16 protein-coding genes and 3 pseudogenes are annotated in these 17,140 nt (G+C 61.8%); 12 read left to right on the top strand and 7 right to left on the bottom strand.

What is annotated here, in order from left to right; genetic code table 11:
- Positions 1 to 149 precede the first annotated feature (149 nt).
- Positions 150 to 800: a hypothetical protein gene (locus DAETH_RS16690; protein ID WP_264777839.1), complete on the bottom strand. Its 651-nt coding sequence runs from the start codon at positions 798 to 800 to the stop codon at positions 150 to 152.
- A 104-nt stretch (positions 801 to 904) separates the two neighbouring features.
- Here DAETH_RS16690 and DAETH_RS16685 point away from each other — a divergent pair, with 104 nt between their 5' ends.
- Positions 905 to 1,129: a helix-turn-helix domain-containing protein gene (locus DAETH_RS16685; protein WP_264777838.1), complete on the top strand. Its 225-nt coding sequence runs from the start codon at positions 905 to 907 to the stop codon at positions 1,127 to 1,129.
- Between the two features lie 311 nt (positions 1,130 to 1,440).
- A pseudogene (locus tag DAETH_RS16680) lies at positions 1,441 to 2,122 on the top strand (IS6 family transposase).
- Between the two features lie 98 nt (positions 2,123 to 2,220).
- Here the strand turns inward: DAETH_RS16680 and DAETH_RS16675 are convergent.
- The 4 genes and pseudogenes from DAETH_RS16675 to DAETH_RS16660 all read right to left on the bottom strand — a co-directional run.
- Positions 2,221 to 2,571, bottom strand: a pseudogene (locus DAETH_RS16675) (IS6 family transposase); the annotation flags it as partial.
- A gap of 233 nt (positions 2,572 to 2,804) precedes the next feature.
- On the bottom strand, positions 2,805 to 3,680 hold the full coding sequence (locus DAETH_RS16670; protein ID WP_264777837.1) for a DUF3037 domain-containing protein: 876 nt from the start codon (positions 3,678 to 3,680) through the stop codon (positions 2,805 to 2,807).
- Positions 3,677 to 4,564: a HipA family kinase gene (locus tag DAETH_RS16665; RefSeq protein ID WP_264777836.1), complete on the bottom strand. Its 888-nt coding sequence runs from the start codon at positions 4,562 to 4,564 to the stop codon at positions 3,677 to 3,679. The genes DAETH_RS16670 and DAETH_RS16665 overlap by 4 nt, the downstream gene beginning before the upstream one ends.
- A gap of 20 nt (positions 4,565 to 4,584) precedes the next feature.
- Positions 4,585 to 5,781 carry a helix-turn-helix domain-containing protein gene (locus tag DAETH_RS16660; RefSeq protein WP_264777835.1) on the bottom strand — a complete coding sequence of 399 codons (1,197 nt, stop codon included), beginning with the start codon at positions 5,779 to 5,781 and terminating at the stop codon, positions 4,585 to 4,587.
- Positions 5,782 to 6,133: 352 nt separating this feature from the next.
- Between DAETH_RS16660 and DAETH_RS16655 the strand changes: the two genes are divergently transcribed.
- From DAETH_RS16655 to DAETH_RS16635, 5 genes are all read left to right on the top strand, one after another.
- Positions 6,134 to 6,448, top strand: a complete 315-nt coding sequence (locus DAETH_RS16655) for a hypothetical protein (protein WP_264777834.1) — start codon at positions 6,134 to 6,136, stop codon at positions 6,446 to 6,448.
- A 3-nt stretch (positions 6,449 to 6,451) separates the two neighbouring features.
- Complete coding sequence (locus DAETH_RS16650) at positions 6,452 to 6,889, top strand: hypothetical protein (RefSeq protein ID WP_264777833.1); 438 nt, start codon at positions 6,452 to 6,454, stop codon at positions 6,887 to 6,889.
- Positions 6,886 to 7,425, top strand: coding sequence for an MPN domain-containing protein (locus DAETH_RS16645; RefSeq protein ID WP_264777832.1), 540 nt, complete (start codon positions 6,886 to 6,888; stop codon positions 7,423 to 7,425). The genes DAETH_RS16650 and DAETH_RS16645 overlap by 4 nt, the downstream gene beginning before the upstream one ends.
- Positions 7,422 to 8,939 (top strand): ThiF family adenylyltransferase, encoded by a 1,518-nt coding sequence (locus DAETH_RS16640; protein ID WP_264777831.1) that lies wholly within the window; start codon positions 7,422 to 7,424, stop codon positions 8,937 to 8,939. Before DAETH_RS16645 ends, DAETH_RS16640 begins: the two co-directional genes overlap by 4 nt.
- A gap of 215 nt (positions 8,940 to 9,154) precedes the next feature.
- Complete coding sequence (locus DAETH_RS16635) at positions 9,155 to 9,649, top strand: hypothetical protein (protein WP_264777830.1); 495 nt, start codon at positions 9,155 to 9,157, stop codon at positions 9,647 to 9,649.
- A 124-nt stretch (positions 9,650 to 9,773) separates the two neighbouring features.
- Here DAETH_RS16635 and DAETH_RS16630 read toward each other — a convergent pair.
- Positions 9,774 to 10,485: pseudogene (locus DAETH_RS16630) on the bottom strand (IS6 family transposase).
- Between the two features lie 25 nt (positions 10,486 to 10,510).
- Between DAETH_RS16630 and DAETH_RS16625 the strand changes: the two are divergent.
- From DAETH_RS16625 to DAETH_RS16615, 3 genes are all read left to right on the top strand, one after another.
- Positions 10,511 to 11,086, top strand: a complete 576-nt coding sequence (locus DAETH_RS16625; protein ID WP_319993756.1) for an HU family DNA-binding protein — start codon at positions 10,511 to 10,513, stop codon at positions 11,084 to 11,086.
- A 114-nt stretch (positions 11,087 to 11,200) separates the two neighbouring features.
- The gene (locus tag DAETH_RS16620) at positions 11,201 to 11,461 is read left to right on the top strand and encodes an RNase H family protein (RefSeq protein ID WP_344870182.1); all 261 of its coding nucleotides are present in this window, start codon (positions 11,201 to 11,203) and stop codon (positions 11,459 to 11,461) included.
- Between the two features lie 280 nt (positions 11,462 to 11,741).
- On the top strand, positions 11,742 to 11,951 hold the full coding sequence (locus tag DAETH_RS16615) for a hypothetical protein (protein WP_264777829.1): 210 nt from the start codon (positions 11,742 to 11,744) through the stop codon (positions 11,949 to 11,951).
- A 1-nt stretch (position 11,952) separates the two neighbouring features.
- Here the strand turns inward: DAETH_RS16615 and DAETH_RS16610 are convergent, their stop codons facing one another.
- Positions 11,953 to 14,439, bottom strand: a complete 2,487-nt coding sequence (locus tag DAETH_RS16610; RefSeq protein WP_264777828.1) for an NACHT domain-containing protein — start codon at positions 14,437 to 14,439, stop codon at positions 11,953 to 11,955.
- Between the two features lie 423 nt (positions 14,440 to 14,862).
- Here DAETH_RS16610 and istA point away from each other — a divergent pair, with 423 nt between their 5' ends.
- Positions 14,863 to 16,149: an IS21 family transposase gene (gene istA, locus DAETH_RS16605; RefSeq protein WP_264776795.1), complete on the top strand. Its 1,287-nt coding sequence runs from the start codon at positions 14,863 to 14,865 to the stop codon at positions 16,147 to 16,149.
- On the top strand, positions 16,146 to 16,946 hold the full coding sequence (gene istB / locus DAETH_RS16600) for an IS21-like element helper ATPase IstB (protein ID WP_264776794.1): 801 nt from the start codon (positions 16,146 to 16,148) through the stop codon (positions 16,944 to 16,946). The genes istA and istB overlap by 4 nt, the downstream gene beginning before the upstream one ends.
- Positions 16,947 to 17,140: the final 194 nt, after the last annotated feature.

The following is a 17,140-nucleotide window of genomic DNA, read 5'->3' as shown; positions in this document are numbered from 1 at the left end:
GGCTGGGGCCATGAGAGGCCTCCATGAACAGGGGACAGCCGGGGGACGCTTCTCTGCTGCCGAGCCGCCCTGCGGCAGCTTCCCTCGGGAAGCGAAGGGGACGCGACGAGACGAAGGGGCCGATTCCGGGCTCCTTCACGCCCTCGTGGTCAACGTGTCGGGAAAGTCGCCTGGCGGTACATCTCAATCACGGCGCCCTTGAGGTCCATCCGAACGCGCTGCCAGCTCACGGAATCGTTCGGCCCCCCCTTGGCGTAGATGTCGACGACCCTCGCGGTCCTCAGCACGTTGACCTTCTGGACCTTGCGGTTGAAGTACAGAGGCTGAATCGGACCCCCATCGACCTTGACCCCCACTGTGAAGCGAGAGGGTGCCTGCTGGTATCGCGGGAGCTGGAAGGTGAGGACGTAGGAGGCCGGATCGAAGACCACGTAGGAGTCCTCGATGGGGACGCTTCCCCCCGCCCCCCGGTAAGCGTTCTCTAAAAAGATCTTGCTTGCTGCCTTCGTCTTCTCCCGAAAGAGGGTCGAGAACTTGGACAGCCGCGGTGCACTGACCGTCAGGACCCGGTTCACGACGTCGGGTTTGAAGGTGAAGCCGCAGAGGCTGACCGGCTTGGCCGCCCCCTGTGGTTCGAGGAAGTCGATGGCGACGGTCTCGGCTTCGTTCGGGAACTGCGGCAGCGACAGGTAGCTGAGACTGGTAGGGCGCACGAAGACGTACTGGCTACAATCGGCCGGTGGGAGAGCGTGGGCCGTGGCGAGGGTGGAGAGGATCAGCAGGACAGACCTTCTTCCCATAGGTGGAGCACCTCCTGAACGCGGTGCTCAGAACCTAACATGACTTAAATCAACATGGCTTTAACTGAATGGCCCTTGTGTAGAGGGATCGCCAGCCTGGGGCGGTGGCGAAGACGGACAAGGGCCCGACGGAGTCGAGACTGACCTTCGGGCGGCGTCTACGCGAGGAACGTCAGAAGAGGAGGATGACGCTGGAGGACCTGGCCGAGGCCAGCGGGATCACCTGGTCCTACATCGCCCAGGTCGAGGTGGGGCGACGCAATATCAGTGTGGACAACATGCACTTGCTGGCGGCCGGGGTGGGGGTGCCGCTCAGAGAGTTGTTGTAGTCGGGTGTTGAGAACGGCAGACCCGTTGACGCGAGGTGAGTTGTCGTCAGCCCCGTCAAAGCTTTTTAGGAGTGGGTACGGCGGCTTGGTTAGCTCTCTTCTTAAGCTGCGCCTGGCGGATGAGGAAAATTGACGGCAGTGGCTCCCCATGTTGGAGTGCGCGAAGTGCAGCGTGACGGTCAGACCCAAGCACCTGACTCCCGTTCAAAAGTCCGTTGAGATGCGCTGGGTGCAAAAATTAACGAGAAGGCGAAACATCGTCCAACAGGCGATGCGGTTCTGGCAACTTAATGCCGGTAGGGTGGTGAGCTGTGCCTGACCGGAAGCCCTACCGCCACCGTTTTCCCCTGAGCGTCATCGGCTACGCCCTGCGGCTCTAGCACCGCTTCCCCCTCAGCCAGCGTGACGTTCAGGAACTGCTCCACGAGCGCGGTGTTCAGGTCAGCCACAAAACCCTCCGACGGTGGAACATCAAATTCGCGCCGCTCCTCATCGAGGAACTGCGTCATCGAGAACCCCGTCGGGGTTCTTGGTGGCATCTGGACGAGGTGTGCGTCAAGGTCGGCGGGGTCAACCACTGGTTGTGGCGGGCAGTGGACGAACGTGGGGAAGTGCTGGACATCCTGCTTCAGGAACGTCGCGACACTGGGGCCGCTAAGTCCTTTTTCGTGCGCCTGTTGGGGGAATACGACGTCCCGGAGGTCATTCACACCGACAAGTTGTGGAGCTATGGGGCAGCTCTGCGGGAACTTCCCGTGCTCCACTGCTCGCTGCAACAACCTGGTGGAACAGTCGCATCGACCGACCCGGCAGCAGGAACGCAGCCAGCTCGGCTTCAAACGACGGCAGAGAACGCAGGAATTCCTTGCCCTACATGCCCGAATCTCGAACCTTCACTGCTCCACCCGGACCACGGTCCCCGCTGCCCTCAGACGAAGCAACCAATCCGCAGCACTCCTCCTCTGGCGAGAGGCAATGCAGTGGGCGGCTTGAGAATCAAGCCGCCCACTACGCTACTACGGCCCCGCTGAGGTTAAGTTGCCAGAACCGATGCGACTGTTCCACCAGGTTGTTGCAGCGGGCGGTGGAGACGACCTGGCCGCCTTGGTGTCGCGGTGTTCCTGAAGCTGGATGTCCAGCACAGCCCCGTCCTTATCCAACGCCCTGAAGAGCCAATGCTTCTTTCCACCGACCTCGACGCCGACCTCGTCGAGATGCCACCGAGAACCCCGCCGGGGTTCTCGGTGACGCAGTTCTTCGGTCAGGAGCGGCGCGAACCCCGTGTTCCACTGTCGCAAGGTCTCGTGGCTGACCTGAACACCACGCTCGTGGAGCAGTTCCTGAACGTCACGCTGACTGAGTGGGAAGCGGTGGTACAGCCGCAGAGCGTAACCAATAACGCTGAGGGGAAAACGGTGGCGATAGAGCTTCCGGTCGGTCACGGCTCACTAGCCTACCGGCATTAACTTGCCAGAACCGCCCGCCCCTGCCTTCCCGATCGAACTTTTCGGCGGTTGGGGAGCCATCGCTATTCGTGCGCCTTTCTGTCGACCTCTTTCTCCACTTCTGACAAAGTCTTGCTAAAGCACCGAGGAGTTGACACACGTGTCAACTCCTCGGTGCTCTGATCAAGAATCACGCGTCCCCAGTCCGGCTACCCCACGGAATTCCCCAGTCACACCGCGAGGCCATGCTCACTGAGCAGCCCAGCCGCAAGGCGTTCAACATCGTCCCGGTGATTCTCAAAAACGGTGATGCCGTTGAAGCGGCAGATGCGCAGCAGCGCCTCGTAGTCATCTTTGTTTGAGGTGAAATGTTCCGGTCTCTGGACTATCACGCCGAACTGATCATCACGGTAGCGGTGTCCTCCGGACTTCAGGTCCATGACAGACATGACAAAGCCCTTAGCAGCGGCGGTGGGCGGATCTGCAATGTCGTACGAGAGGAACTGCAAGTGTCGTCGGTTGCTACGCAAGTTCAGTGCATCAAAGCGGTTGTGAGGCCATCTCTCACCTGGAAACGCTGGGGGTTCAGTCACCAGGGGCACACGGCGTGCTTTAAGGGCACCCACGACATTCTTCTCCAGTTCGCCTTTGGTGATGGTCGGCCGTTCCACGGCAACGTTGGGTACGTCAAGCAAGCGCTCCCGCAATTGACGTAGTTTTGCTGTGAAGCCCTGAGCATCGCTGACAAGCACCACCTTCGGGGGAGTGAAATGCACCTGACCGTGCGGTGTGTTGAACCGCTCGAGAAAGGTCGGGTGGGTTGGGTGTTCTTCACCCAGTTGAAGTGGGAATAGACGTGGGAAATGCGGTTCGCTGTCATAAGGCGCGAAGGTTGCGCAAAGACCTTGCACGAGCAGCCGAACAAGTTGCGCGTCGACTTGTGGATGCACGGCACGCAGAGCGGCGTCCATGTGTCGACGATATGTCATGGCAGCGTAGCCATAATCAGGTGATTGAAGCACAACGCCAACGTTCACACGCTCATCCCTTACCCGGTCTGGAATGAACTGCACCATGGCGTAGTGAGCGCGCATGACACTGTTCATGTGAGCCTCCTGCGAGCGTGCATGCGTTCGGGGAGAGCCGTGAGTTCCTGGTACATGGGCTTTTCAAGGTGTGCCGCACGTCTAATCAGGTACAGCAGAAGCTCTTCGATTTCAGCTTCACTGATTCCTTCACGCCATGCCCACGGAACCTCGTGAACAATGCTCCGCAGATCGACGAGCGGGACGTGCTGTATGTGGGAGACGTATTCCAAGCAGGACTCGAGGTCGAGCCAACGTCCGCGCACGAAGAGGTTAAGGTGTCCCATTAAGCGGAGCGGCCATGCTCCCAATCGACTGAATGGGTTTCCATCCGGTTGGTCGTGCCAGTCTCCTGCAAAAGCTTGCCCCTGATCAAGCATCATCAGGCGTAATTCACCTGGTCGCGAGGTCTCGAAGAGTAAATTGCCCTCGTTCTCATACAAGCCGAGATCCGTTTCAACTGCTCGGTCAGGGTTGCAGGTCCAGGTATCAAAGGTCACAACCGCGTTCGCAGCGAGCTTGTTCACTACCCTCCGATCCGCAAGGCTTGAGAGACCAGCGCTGCGGAAGTCACGGAGAGTGACGCCCTGATGGTAACGAATAGCCAGGTGAAACCCGGGGGTGAATGTACCGAATGCTTGCGTACGCAACGTGGGAAAGGCGTCGAGCAGGACGTCCTCCACCAGGATGACCGAAACTTGAGGTACTGGTAGGTTGAGCAGTTCCGCAACGCGCGTGGCGACGTAATCGTTGAATAGGGCGCGGCCGCGGGTGGGTCCTTGCTGAGCGCTGGCGAGTGACTTCACAACCCACGCAACGTGATTTTCGTCGAGCAGGATTTGCGCGTGAGAGTTGCCGTGATCGAGAGGTCCGACATGGCTGGTCGCGTAGAGGTGTGGGCGCATACAGTTGATTCGCTCATTCTTCAACGGACAGCGAGCAGCTCGTGAAGTTCAAGTAGGTCATCGCTCTTGTCGACACGTCTTTGTTGCAACAAACCTTCGACAAGAGACTCCTTTGAAACACTGAGGAGGGCAGCCGCTCCATCCGGCTCAATTTGATGTTTATCACAAGCAAGCTTGACGCGCTTCAGGACGGAGATCGGATACTTTGCAATTTCGTTGGCGGCGTTTGCAGGGATAGCAAAATAGCTATCACTCGCACGAATCCCCCAGTTCTTCGCAAGTTTACCTACATTGTAGGACGCCCATTCGTTCATGTCATTCATGCTAATCAACTTTTCATTATGCAACCGGAAAAGCATCATGGCATAACTGACATTGAAGTGCCACGCTAGTCTGAAGGCCTGCATGCTGTCTAAATACTCCTTACCTCCAATCTCATTAACTTGTTCTCGCAAGGCCTTCCCCGGAACGAGAAAATGTGATGCAAACGCATTTGCAAATGTTTCTCTCGGGTTTCTATCACCATTGCGACTTATAATTCCTCCCGCACGATAATGGTATAAAGCATGAGCAAACTCATGGGCAAGGGTAAATCTTATTCTTGCATCGTGTTGCTTGGTATTAACGAAGATACAGTAACCTAGTCGTGGATGATTATAAAAGGCACCCGAAACAATTTCGTTTGAAGCCGACATACTCTCAATAGGCGTCTTATATACCAATACGTTCTGCTCGTCGAGAAGCGTTTCCAGATCGTGGATAGCGTCAAAGGCGAGCTTGAACTCGTGTCGTGCTTCCAGAGCGAAGGTGGGTGCCTTTCGAGCGTCCGTGACATTGCCGCCCTGGTCCAAGGCACGCGGAGGCTTGCCTGGCCCGGGGAGAGGGTCGCCTTGGGCTTGCAGGAAGCCAGCCCACGAGTCGAGGAAATCGAGCCAACGCGTGAAAGCGCTGATCACCGCGTCGTCTTGCGGTAAGTCCTGAAGCAGCAACTGGCGGTCCTTGTCTCCGGCACTGCGCCCGAGCTTCAGGTAAGCCAGGTCCGTGCGGTACAGAACGGCAAGGTTCTCAAGCTGTTTGTCATTCGGTTTTCGAGTCCCTGTCTCCCAGGTCGATAAAACCTCGCGCGAAAGCCCAAGCTGCTTCGCGACGTACTCCTGGGTCAGCGCGGCGCGTTCCCGGCGCTCTTTCAAGCGGTTGCCCAAGTCCATGGTCGTCATCTCCTTTCCCCTCAGGGTCATGCGTTCTACACTTCCCCAAAGTGATGTTACACGAAAAGCGTTAGAAAAGCTAGTGGCCGTAGTAAACGTTTCTCCGCTCTGAAGGGCATTTTCTGGACCAGAAGTAACGCTCACCCATGTGGCTTCTTGCAATCCGTGCTGCGGGCGTGGTACAAGAAGGCCATGAGTGGACCCGCGCCGTAGAGGCACAACGACGAACCCCGCCCGAGTTGCCGCTCGAAGCGAGGTGACGACCAGTCGACCGAAGTCGCCGGTGGATGCTGTTGATGCAACCACCCTACCTGGCCTTGTACCCACCGTCAAGGTCACGCCCGAAAGAGGTGGTTCACAAATGACCAGCCAGAATCAGACGCTCGCCCCCCATCAGGCCAAACCGCACGAAGTGAATGTCCGCGTGCAGTACCCCGCCGCCGAAAAGCCGTACCACGCGCACCTCGACCCCACCACCACGGTCGGTCAGCTCAAACTCGAGGTGCTCCGCACCTTCGGGCTGATGGACGGGGCAGCTGAGGACGGCGGTACCGTTCACTACGAGCTGGTCTACGAGCGCTCCAAGCTGTCCGACCCCAACCAGACGCTGGGGCAGTTGCTCGGCGGGCACCCCGAGGCGAAGTTCACCCTCACCCAGTTCATCACTCAGGGCTGAGCCGTGACCATCCCCAGCTTCGCTCAACTCACCCTGGACGAGGACTTCTCCAGGGTGCAGGAGCTGGCGGAAGCGGCGAAGTGGAACCTCCAGTGCCCCGCACCGCTGGAGGTTCTCGCTTCCCTCACGCCCGCCAGTACTCCCACCGAGACGTTTCATGCTGTCCTCCGCTGGACGGACTACCCCAACGAGGCTCCTTCCGTGAAGTTCCGTGACCCTGAAACCCAGCGGGAAGACCTACCCCGCGCCTGGCCTCACGCTCAGGGCTTCCGGCCACCAGGAGACATCTGCTCGAATTACACGGCAGAGGGGTTCGCCCTGCACCAGGAGTGGCGTCTCGACCCCAACTACCGCTGGCATGCCCACGGCAACGTCCTCCTCAAAGTCCTGCGTACCCTCCAGGAAACGTTGGACCACACCTTCGCGGGGAGGGCCGGATGACAACCTCGTTCTTTCCGACCATCACGACGTGGGTGCTACCCGAGGCCGCCGTCCGCACGTCCCTGGCAGAGATGGCCCGGGACGGGCGCCGCGGCAACGAGGGCGTCGCCTTGTGGCTCGGCCATCGCACTGAGGGCATGGCCGAGGTGACGCACGTCGCCGTCCTGCGCGGTTCCCTCGTGTCCAAAGCGCCGGATCTGCTCACCATCGACCCGAAGTTGTTCGCGGAGGTCGGGGACCTCGCCTACGACCTCGGCGTCCGTCTGGTCGGGCAGGTGCACTCGCATGGCCCCGGGTCTGGCGTGCGTTTCTCCCGGGTGGACCACGCGTACGGTCTGCGTGTCCCGTCATACCTGTCCGCCGTGGCGCCCGACTACGCTCTTAATCCGCACACCCGCACGAGTGACTTCGGGTTCCACGTGTACGAACCCGGGGCGGGGTACCGCCTGCTCAACGCGCACGAAATGCAGGCCCGCATCCTCTTCCCGGACGACCGGGAGGTTGAGGTGCTGACCGTGGGGGAGGGGAGCGCATGAGCGTCGACGTCGACCTCGCTTTCAGCCGGCTGGTGAAGACTGCGGCGACGACCCGTCCGGAAGCCGGTGACCTCCACCGCTTCATCCAGGCTCAGGTTCTCCTGACCGGCGAACCTGAGGTGCTGCTCACGCGTAATGGCGCGGCCTCCTTCCAGCATGCGCTGCGTCTGCTTGTCCGCACCACCCTGAATCTCACCGTGTTCCTGCCTGCGGAAGCTGCCGAACTGGCTGCGACCAGCACCGCCCTCGCACGGCACATCGAGTTCGGCTCAACCGTGCGCTTCGTGACTACCCCCCCGAACCCGCAGGCGTTCGCAGCAGTGTTGAACGTGGGCAGCTCGGCCCGTCCTGACCTGCCGTGGACGTCCGTGAACAGCAACGGTTGGCTCGCGCGCGTCACCTCAGGTCCAACGCCTCTGGACAACACCTGTGACCAGTGGAACCCGGTTGGTGCGCTGGCTGCCGCGTCTCTTGGCGCGGCCGAGGTGTTCAAGCGCCTGCTGCCCGTGAAGCCTGACCGGGCGGCGATGTTCGACAACCTTACCTTCTCGCTCGACAGCCTTGAGACGGGTGGGAACGACCCCGGGCCACCCCTTCCATCGGAACTGCACGTCTCGCTGCTCCTCACCGGCGCGGGCGCCATCGGTAACGGCATCGCGGCACTGCTGGCCGATCTGCCCCTGCACGGCCGCATCGACATCGTTGACCGGCAAACGTACGGTGACGAGAACCTCGGGACCTGCCTGCTGCTGGGGCCAGACGGGCTCGGGAAGGCCAAGGCCGGGGAACTCGCCGGGTTCCTGCGTTCACGCCTTCCCTCCTCACCGGTGTACGCGCACGAAGCCCGCCTGGAGGACCTGTCGTTCGGGAGCCAGGACGGCCTGCCGATTCACCGGGTTGTGCTGAACGGCCTCGACAACGTGGAGGCTCGTCACAGCGTGCAGCAACAACTCTGGCCGGACGTGGTCATTGACGGGGCCATTGGCCCGTTGATGTGCCAGGTGAGCTGCCACCCGGCGGACGAGGACGTGGCATGCCTGCTGTGCCTGTTCGAACTGCCAGTCCGCGATGCCGCCACCCAGCAGGTCCGTGCGACTGGTCTTGCTCCCTTGCGGCTCGCTCAACCGGACGATCTGGTGACGGACGCGGACGTCCACGCTGCACCGGAGCACCAACGCGCCTGGCTCGCCGGGCAGGTGGGGCGGCCTATCTGCTCCGTGGTCGCCGAGGGCGTCATGCGCACCCTCACCGATGACCAGCAGCGCGAGGGCTTCGCTCCTTCCGTGCCGTTCGTCGCCTGCCTCAGCGCCTGCATGGTGGTCGCCGAACTTGTCCGGCACGTCGAGGGACGACCGTCACCCCTCGCTCCGCGCTATCAGTTCGACGTGCTCCGCGGCCCGGCATTCGGCGTGACCGTGGACCTAGCACGGGGGCAGCGCTGTACCTGCACCGAGCGCCGAGCTACCATCCAGCAATTCCGCGCCCTCGTCGCGCGGACGCTGGTGGTGACCTGATGTTGGACGTCGCTACTGTCAAAGAGGAGCTAGACCAAGTCCCGACGGTCTACGAGACGCTACGCCCAGTGCGCCCCGACCCCATCGCAACGCTGCTTCGGAGCCCAGCGCAGTGGCAGGTAAATCCGAGGCGCCTCGCTGCGGTGGTGTTGATGGTCGTGGCTCTCCCTGTCTCCGCACTCGTCCTCATCGCGCGAGCGTTTATCTTCAACAGCTTGACCCTCTTCTGGTGGGGTGTTGGAGTTGCCGTGCTGTGGCTGCTCCTCGCCATCATCGTCGGCACCGTTCGGCTCTGGTCTGACGTACGGCATTCCGTCCATGATGTGATGGACACGATGGTGACGGTCAGCCAACGTGAAACGAAGATTCTCGAGCAGTTGCTGCTCCTTCCCCTGCGTACGCTGCGACACGCCACTCAGCAGCTGGAACAGCGTGTCGGCGTCCTTGAGCAGAACGTTTCACTGCTGCTGGGTGGCGTGCGACAAGGAGGAGTTCTCGCCATCGTGCTCAGCCTCACAGCCGGTTACATCGGCATCGCTAAGGAGGTCGGCGTAGCAAAGCAGGCGTCTGGCGTTCTTTTAGGTACTGCGGTTGGGTTCACGATCGCGGCGTTCCTCGTGAATGACCTGCTCACCAGTCTGCACCTGCGCCTAAGCATCCTGAAGCGTGCTGTGGTGCTCAGGCAGGAAATTGCTGACCCGCCAAGCTGAAGCGCAGCAAAGCATTTGAGAGGGGACCTCACATAGTGGATGGTCCTCTATAAACGATGTCTTTCAGTAGTTCTGGCAACTTAACAGCAAGCAGGCCGACGTTTGCAGCAAGGCCGCCTGAACTTCAGGCGGCCTGTCGCACCACCTCACGCCAAACCTGGAGGGCACACTGCAGGTGGCTTCGTCGCAGGGGGGCGGAGACGGTGGTTCGGGTGTGCTGGTGAAGGTTCGAGACTCGGGCGTGCAGGGCAAGGAACTCCTGGGTCCGTCGTCGTCGCTTGAAGCCCAGGTGTTGTCGCTCCTGCTGCCAGGTGGGCCGGTGCGCTTGCAGGGTCAGGTTGTTGCAGTGGGCTGTCGAGGCCACCTGAACGTGCTCTCCGTCGTGGAGCACGGGAAGTTCTCGGATGGCCGCTCCATAGCTCCAGAGTTTGTCGGTGTGAATGACCTCGGGAACCTTGTACTCACCGAGCAGCCGGGTAAAGAAGGTTCGGGCGGCCTGGGTGTCCCGATGTGGCTGGAGCAGGAGGTCGAGCACCGCGCCGTGCTCATCCACAGCACGCCACAGCCAATGTCTAACACCTCCCACCGGCACGCAGACCTCGTCGAGATGCCACTGGGAGGGCACGTCGGGGTTCCCGGTGGCGGAGTTCCTCGGTGAGCAAGGGAGCGAATTTGATGTTCCACTGCCGCAGGGTCTCGTGACTCACCTGGATGCCGCGCCCTTGCAGCAACTCCTGGACGTCTCGCTGGCTGAGGGGGAAGCGGTGGTACAGCCAGACGGCGTAGCCTATGACGCTCAGCGGGAAACGGTGGCGGTACGGCTTCCGGTCAGACACAGCTCGCTAGCCTACCGAGATTGCATTGCCAGAACTGCGGACGGAATTAGAACGGCAGGCGGCGGAAGACGTGCCGGCAGGATTCACGGTGGAAACGTTCGTACTCGACGCGAGCCTGAGTCCCCGGGATTTGGAGGCGTTCGAGAACAACGGCTTGCATTCGGAGAGTGCAGCGGTCACGCTGCAGGCCATGACCAAAAAAGCGGCGAAGGCTCCGGCGAAGAAGACCTCGGCCAAGCAGCAAGTGGTGGAAGCAGAACCGGCTCCGCAAGCTCTCACCGAGAGCAGCGAGGGCGGCAAGATCGCCAAGACGCAGCTCGTCGAGGGGGTCGCCCAACAGAGTGGCCTGCCCAAGAAACAGGCCGGTCAGGTCGTGGACGCCGCGATGGAAGTGATCGTGGACGCTTTGAGGAGCGGGAAGAGTGTCGGCCTGCCGGGCCTGGGGACGCTCAGCGTGAAGCAGACGGCCGCCCGCACCGGCGTGCGCCCCGGCACCAGCGAGAGAATTCAAATCCCCGCGGGCCGCAAAGTCGCGTTCAAAGTCGCCAACACCCTCAAGGGAGCGCTCGGCGGCACGGGCGACGCGGCAGCCAGCGAGTAAACCTCGTTTCACTTCAGTGCCTTAGACGGGGCGCTTCTTGCTGCCCCAGGTGCAGCAGTCCACGGCCTGAGTCACATTCAGCCCTCGGTCTAGGCGTTCGACACTGGAGGCTCCATGCCAGACACGCCTCGTCACACCGCCGTGCGCCTCGTGACCGACGGAGCGTGCTCGGGCAATCCGGGCCCCGGCGGCTGGGCCTGCATCCTCACCAGCGGTGCACACAACCGCGAACTTTCCGGCGGCGAGCCCCAGACCACCAACAATTGCATGGAACTCACCGCCCTCCTGGAAGGGCTGCGGACCCTCAAGCGCCCCTGCCAGGTCCACGTTGTTAGCGACTCCCGCTACGTCATCGACGCCCTCGAGCAGGGCTAGTTGGCGGGGTGGCAGGCCAAGGGGTGGAAGAAGGTCAAGAACCCCGACCTGTGGCAGGCCATCTCCGACGCCGCCCGCGGGCATACCCTTACCACCTCGGACTCCCTGGCAGGCTAGGCGACTGCGGCACTGTCGAGCGTAGAGCGCGCATGCTGAACCAAGCAGGAAAGTCCTTCCGGTGACCCCTCAACCGTCCATGAAGATTGTGGTCCGGGGAAACCAGAGGAACCAGCAGCGTGGTAGGGTATTTTGACCCGGGGACGGGGACAAGGAGTGGCACATGGACGGCAGGCGGGTGATGCAGGTACAACGCAGTGGAACTCAGAACGCCTCGTGCGGCGCCCGCGATCCGTTCCTGGTGCTTCATGCACTCACCGTCCCCCAGCAGTCGGTGGACAGGACCGCACGCGAGTTGAACGGCTCGCCGCGCAGGATACACGACTTCGCCGTCCAACTTGAACGTCTGTACCGCCTCGCGGGCGGGCAGTAATTCAATCCGTCTCCGCCACCGTTTCGTCGGCTTCCGATGCGTTCAGAAACCGCGCGGGGTTTTGCATGACCTCTTCTAGAGGCGGCAGGATGTAAGCGCTCTGCGCCATTCGCTTGTTTTTTGCGAGCAGCTTCCGCGCGGCTTCCTTGTTGCGTGAAAGCTTCCGGTGAACCTCACGGCGGAGCGAGCGCAACTCCCTTAGGTCCTGATCCGGGGTGAGCTGAAGGTTCAGGTCGATCATGTGGTTGAGCCGGATGTACAACAGCATGAGGATGTACGGATTGCTGCTCCTGAGGATGACGTTCATGGCGTCCCGGTAGCCGGGCACCCCGAGGCGGGTCATGAGCGACGCGATGAACAACCGGGGCAGGTCCACCTCGGTGGCGTTAAACGCCGTGAGCCCGACCTCAGGGGCGTTCACCACGGGCCGAGTGGGATTGTCGAACATCAGCTCGCGGTACTGAAGGGACAGGCGGGCGGAACCGACCCCGTAATACAGCATGAAGTCCACGACCATGCCCGCGTACAATTCCCCGACCTGCCCCGTGGCGCGCCGGAAGATGAAGCCGAGTCGGCGCAGCAGCATCAGGTACCCGTACAGAGCGTAACGAACCGCTTCACGCTTGTGGTCCCCGGAGGACTCGTCAGCATTGACGGCGATCATGCCAGCTAGGTACGAGCGATAGAATTGAACAGGGAAATCTCCAACTTCCTTCAGGGTGTACACGCTCTCCAGCAGGTCGTCGCAGGCCCGCTTCAACCCTGCGTAGAAGATGATGGCCTGTCCCCAGAAGCGTTCGTCGAGCCGTTCGATGACGAACGCGTCGTCCTTTCGCCGGTAGATGTGATGGCCTGCGAACCACTCCTGAAAGGCGTACAGGACGAACCGCACGAGGCCGTTTCCCTCGACGAGCAGTCCGCCGCGCTTGATCTCGCTGTAAATTTCCTCGCTGCCCCGGTCGCGCCCCATGCGGTCGAACAGGCTGTCAAAGAACGTGATGACCTCGTGCCGGTCCAGCCGGTCAACCCCGTCCTCCAGCATCCGGAAGGCCAGCTCACTCAGGAACGAGCGTTTTAAAGTAAAGTCGTACACCGAGGGGACATTCAGCTCGTCGTCCCACTTGCCCAGATACAGGTCGACGTACTTGTCCAGTACATCCGCAAGGTTAGTCGTCTGCTGGTTGTTTTCAAGCAAAACCAAGTTGAGGGTGTAGACGAGGGGTGTGCGTGGCAGGCTGCCCTGGATGACGTTCCGCACGAGCTGCTCGACGACGGCGTGCAGGTGTCCCTCTTCCGGGTGTTCGAGTGCGGTGTACCACTTGCTGACGAGGGAAACGACCTGCGTCTGTTCGAACGCTTGGACCTGCCACCGCTTGAAGGCCGTGAACTCCGTTACTTCAAACGTCTCGGAGTCACGCAACGCGGCAATCATCCGCACCTTGGGGTAGCGGCCGTACAGCGTCTCCATCCGCCTGAGAACGGAACGCACGCGCTCGGGCTCGGCAACGCGTGTCAGGCGATCCACCAGGATCACCGCCCCCTGGTCCCGCAGGCGTTCGTCCAGCCCTTCGAGTAGCTGACCACCGTTGTTCTCGGTCAGTTCACGCCGTAGATGCACCTCCAGGTCCGCGTCATCTCCGGCCACCACCTTGGCGTCTAGCAGGAATGGCAGGAGCCCACCATTGGGCAGGTGGCTGTTGCGCTCGATTTGCTCGAATAGGAGGCGGCGCAGGATCAGCCGCTTGCCCGAGCCACTCTCCCCGATGAGGAGCGTCAAGCCCGGGTCGTTCAGCAATTCGAACTCATCGACGACCTTTGGTGGGTTGACGCTGACCTGCTCGCCGTTGAGATCGAGAATCCGTTCGTCCAGCATCTCCTGCAAGCGCATGCGAACGTAAAGCGTGTCGATCGGTCGAGATTTCCTCGCACCCAACTTGACAACATCCTCGACCTCGGTGTACCGGGTGCGGAGGGAACTGGCGTAATCGGCCGTGCCCTTGTCGATGTGACTCCAGAAGTCCGGCCACAGCTTGTCGACGAGTTCGATCACGCGCTCGCCGTCGAGGAAATTGATGTTCAGCTTGTATTCATGGGCGAGCTTCGCGAGTTCCTCGCGGGCGCGTTCGGAAATGCGCCCCGTCGTCATCACGATGAACTTCGAGATTTTATGCTTTCCGGCTGGTGCCGTCAAATGAAACGTGGCACGGGAAATGAGGTCCAGTTGATTCTTCACCTCGGCAAAGGTGGTGCCCTTACGGGAAGTTGACAAGTCAATGTGCCCGACCTTCAACTGAACGCCCACGCACGTCGGGAAGTGCAGGGCATCACGTTCGAAGTAGATGATGTCGGCACCGCTCTCATTGCGGCCATGAACGTCAGTGACATGTTCAACCCCGGGGACGCGCCGGAGCAAAGGTACGGCCACGTCCTTTCGGAAGGGCGCCTCAAGGATGGACTCCAGGTAATGCCGTTTATCGTCGTTATGCACGTGTTCTCCGAACGCAAGGTGGTGAGTTTCCAAAGCAAGATAACGCCTGCGGCGCGCGGCTCCCCTGGGCGGAGGCAACACCCGGCAACTTCCCGCCGAGCACGCTTCTCCAACGCGCGTTACTTCACGCGCCCAGACATTCGCGCTGCAAATGATTCGCACACCGCTGTTCTACGAGAATACGCGCCCCTTCGCCCACTGTGGGGTGGAACATCCAGGCACCACCCTCGACGAGGAACCGTTCATGAAGGCCACCCACCTTGCGGCTCACCTACACCTTGCGTACGCGACACGCCTGCGCTGACGGTGGCGGTTTCAACATGACCAGAAGGGGCGGAACAGATTTGACCACTTCGAGGTAGCAGCCCCCTCCGGCCTACGATTCGCGGTGAATCGGAGGTCAGGATGCTCGGAGGCGCCCAGGTGCGACGAATCATCGAACTCAAGGCCACAGGACAGACCATCAGCGGCATCGCCCGCACCCTCGACCTCAGCCGCAACACCGTCAAGAAGTACCTGCGAGCCCCGGGCCTCCCACAGCCCAAACCCCGTCCCAAACGGGGAAGCAAGCTCGACCCCTATGTCCCCTACCTGAAGGAGCGCATCGGGCAGGGCGTCCTGAGTGCGGTCGTCCTCTTCCGCGAGGTGCAAGTCCAGGGCTACACCGGGCAGTACACGGTGGTCAAGGACTTTATCCGCCCATTTCGGCGGACACCCGTGTCCGCCACCCGGGTGACGCCCCGCTTTGAGACCGCGCCTGCGGTGCAGGCGCAGGTGGACTTCGGGCGCTACAGCTACCTGAACCTCGAAGGGCAGACCCGTTCCATCTGGGCCTTCGTGATGGTGCTGGGCTGGTCTCGGGCGCTGTACGTGGAGTTCATCCGCAAGGCCGATACCGCCAGCTTCATCCGCTGCCATCTCAACGCGTTCGCCTATTTCGGCGGACTGACCCAGACCATCCTGTACGACAACACCAAACAGGTGGTCCTCGAACGCGATCAGAACGGCGAGCCCGTCTGGAATTCGCAGTTTCTGGACTTCTCCTTGCGGTTGGGCTTCTCGATTCGGCTGTGCCGCCCCTACCGGCCCCGTACCAAGGGAAAGGTGGAGAGTGGGGTCGGGTACGTCGAGAAGAACTTCTGGCTGGGGGCACGGTTCGTGGACGATGCCGATCTCAACCGTCAAGCCAGGCACTGGCTTGACCATGTGGCGAACGTCCGCACTCACGGCACCACCCGCGAGAAGCCCGTGGAACGGCTCGCCCTGGAACGCCCGACACTGACCCCACTCCCTTCACTGGAATCTTTGTCGGTGTTTGTGCGGGAGGTGCGCAAGGTGGCCTGGGACGGGTTCGTGTCGTACGGCGGCAACTTCTACGGCGTCCCGTGGCGCTACGCCGGGCAGACGGTCGAGGTGCAGGCTGACCACCTGGAGGTACAGCTCTTCAGCGGGGGGATGCGCATCGCGGTGCATCCCCGGTCGGCGCAACGGGGAGCGCGCTTCCTGGCGGAAGCGCAGTACGACGGGCTGCCCACACCCGGAGACGACTCCCGGCGCCGCCGGGCCTTGCTGGCAACCCAGACCGAGGGCCTGCCCGAGATGCGGGTCGAGCAACGCCCGCTGGCCGAGTACGAGGCGTTGGTCGCCGTTGGGGAGACGGCGACCCTGGAAGAGGTGCTGGCGACCGTGTTCCGGGATGGTGAGGCATGATCGCCACCCTGCGGTGCCGGGATGACCTGCTGGCCCTGGGCTTGCCGCATGCGGCAAGCTTGCTGGAGAGCCGTCTGGACGCGGCGGCCAAAAAGGAGCTGCCGTACGCGGACTTTCTGGCCGACCTGTTGCGGATCGAGGTCACGGCCCGGGACGAGGAAGGCCGTGCCAGGCGGTTGAAGCAGGCCCGTTTGCCCTTTATGCGGTCCCTGGAGCAGTTCGACTTCGCCTTCCAGCCGAGTGTCGACAAGCGCCTGGTCAAGGAGCTGAGCACGCTGTCGTTCGCCGCGGACGGGCAGAACGTCATCCTGCTGGGCCCGCCCGGCGTCGGGAAGACGCACTTGGCGGTGGGGTTGGGCCTGGCCGCCATCACCCACGGGGAGACGGTGCTGTTCGTGCGGGCCGGGCAGCTCATGGAGGACCTGCGCAAAGCGCAGGCCCTGAATCGACTGGAACACCGCCTGCGGTACTACGCCAAGCCAAAGCTGCTGGTGATCGACGAGTTCGGGGTCTGGCCGTATGACCGTTTAGCCGCCAACGCCCTGTTCGGGTTGGTCGCCGCGCGGTACGAGCGGGGCAGCGTGATTCTGACGGCGAACAAGGGGTTCGCCGACTGGGGTGAGGTACTGGGGGACCCGGTGGTGGCAAGCGCCATTCTGGACCGCCTGTTGCACCACAGCCATGTGCTGAACATCAAGGGCGAGTCGTATCGCCTGCGGGAGAAGAAAAAGTCCGGGCTGTTCCCCAGCGCGCTGCTGGGGAACAGCGAGGCGAGTCAGGAGGTGCAGCGGCCGTAAACGTCAGGGGGGTGGTCACACCCATTCCGCCGAAACTGCTCACGACGAACCCGACATTGACAGCGCAAGGCGCTGCGGCCCGAGAACTTCCAGCAAGTGTTCAAGCAGGGCGGCCAGCCCGGCCTGTTCGACCCCCCCTTCGAGACACTCACACCCATTTGGACGCGAGTTGAGTCCGCCTGACCGGACGCTGG

The sequence above is a fragment of the Deinococcus aetherius genome (genome assembly GCF_025997855.1).
Lineage (GTDB): Bacteria > Deinococcota > Deinococci > Deinococcales > Deinococcaceae > Deinococcus > Deinococcus aetherius.
This window is presented reverse-complemented; position numbering and strand designations above follow the sequence as displayed.

What these genes read in the sequence shown, in the direction of transcription:
- DAETH_RS16690 (WP_264777839.1), bottom strand. Translation starts at nt 800, where the DNA reads ATGGGAAGAAGGTCTGTCCTGCTGATCCTCTCCACCCTCGCCACGGCC.
- DAETH_RS16670 (WP_264777837.1), bottom strand. Translation starts at nt 3,680, where the DNA reads ATGAACAGTGTCATGCGCGCTCACTACGCCATGGTGCAGTTCATTCCA.
- DAETH_RS16665 (WP_264777836.1), bottom strand. Translation starts at nt 4,564, where the DNA reads ATGCGCCCACACCTCTACGCGACCAGCCATGTCGGACCTCTCGATCAC.
- DAETH_RS16660 (WP_264777835.1), bottom strand. Translation starts at nt 5,781, where the DNA reads ATGACGACCATGGACTTGGGCAACCGCTTGAAAGAGCGCCGGGAACGC.
- DAETH_RS16655 (WP_264777834.1), top strand. Translation starts at nt 6,134, where the DNA reads ATGACCAGCCAGAATCAGACGCTCGCCCCCCATCAGGCCAAACCGCAC.
- DAETH_RS16645 (WP_264777832.1), top strand. Translation starts at nt 6,886, where the DNA reads ATGACAACCTCGTTCTTTCCGACCATCACGACGTGGGTGCTACCCGAG.
- DAETH_RS16640 (WP_264777831.1), top strand. Translation starts at nt 7,422, where the DNA reads ATGAGCGTCGACGTCGACCTCGCTTTCAGCCGGCTGGTGAAGACTGCG.
- DAETH_RS16620 (WP_344870182.1), top strand. Translation starts at nt 11,201, where the DNA reads ATGCCAGACACGCCTCGTCACACCGCCGTGCGCCTCGTGACCGACGGA.
- DAETH_RS16615 (WP_264777829.1), top strand. Translation starts at nt 11,742, where the DNA reads ATGGACGGCAGGCGGGTGATGCAGGTACAACGCAGTGGAACTCAGAAC.
- istB (WP_264776794.1), top strand. Translation starts at nt 16,146, where the DNA reads ATGATCGCCACCCTGCGGTGCCGGGATGACCTGCTGGCCCTGGGCTTG.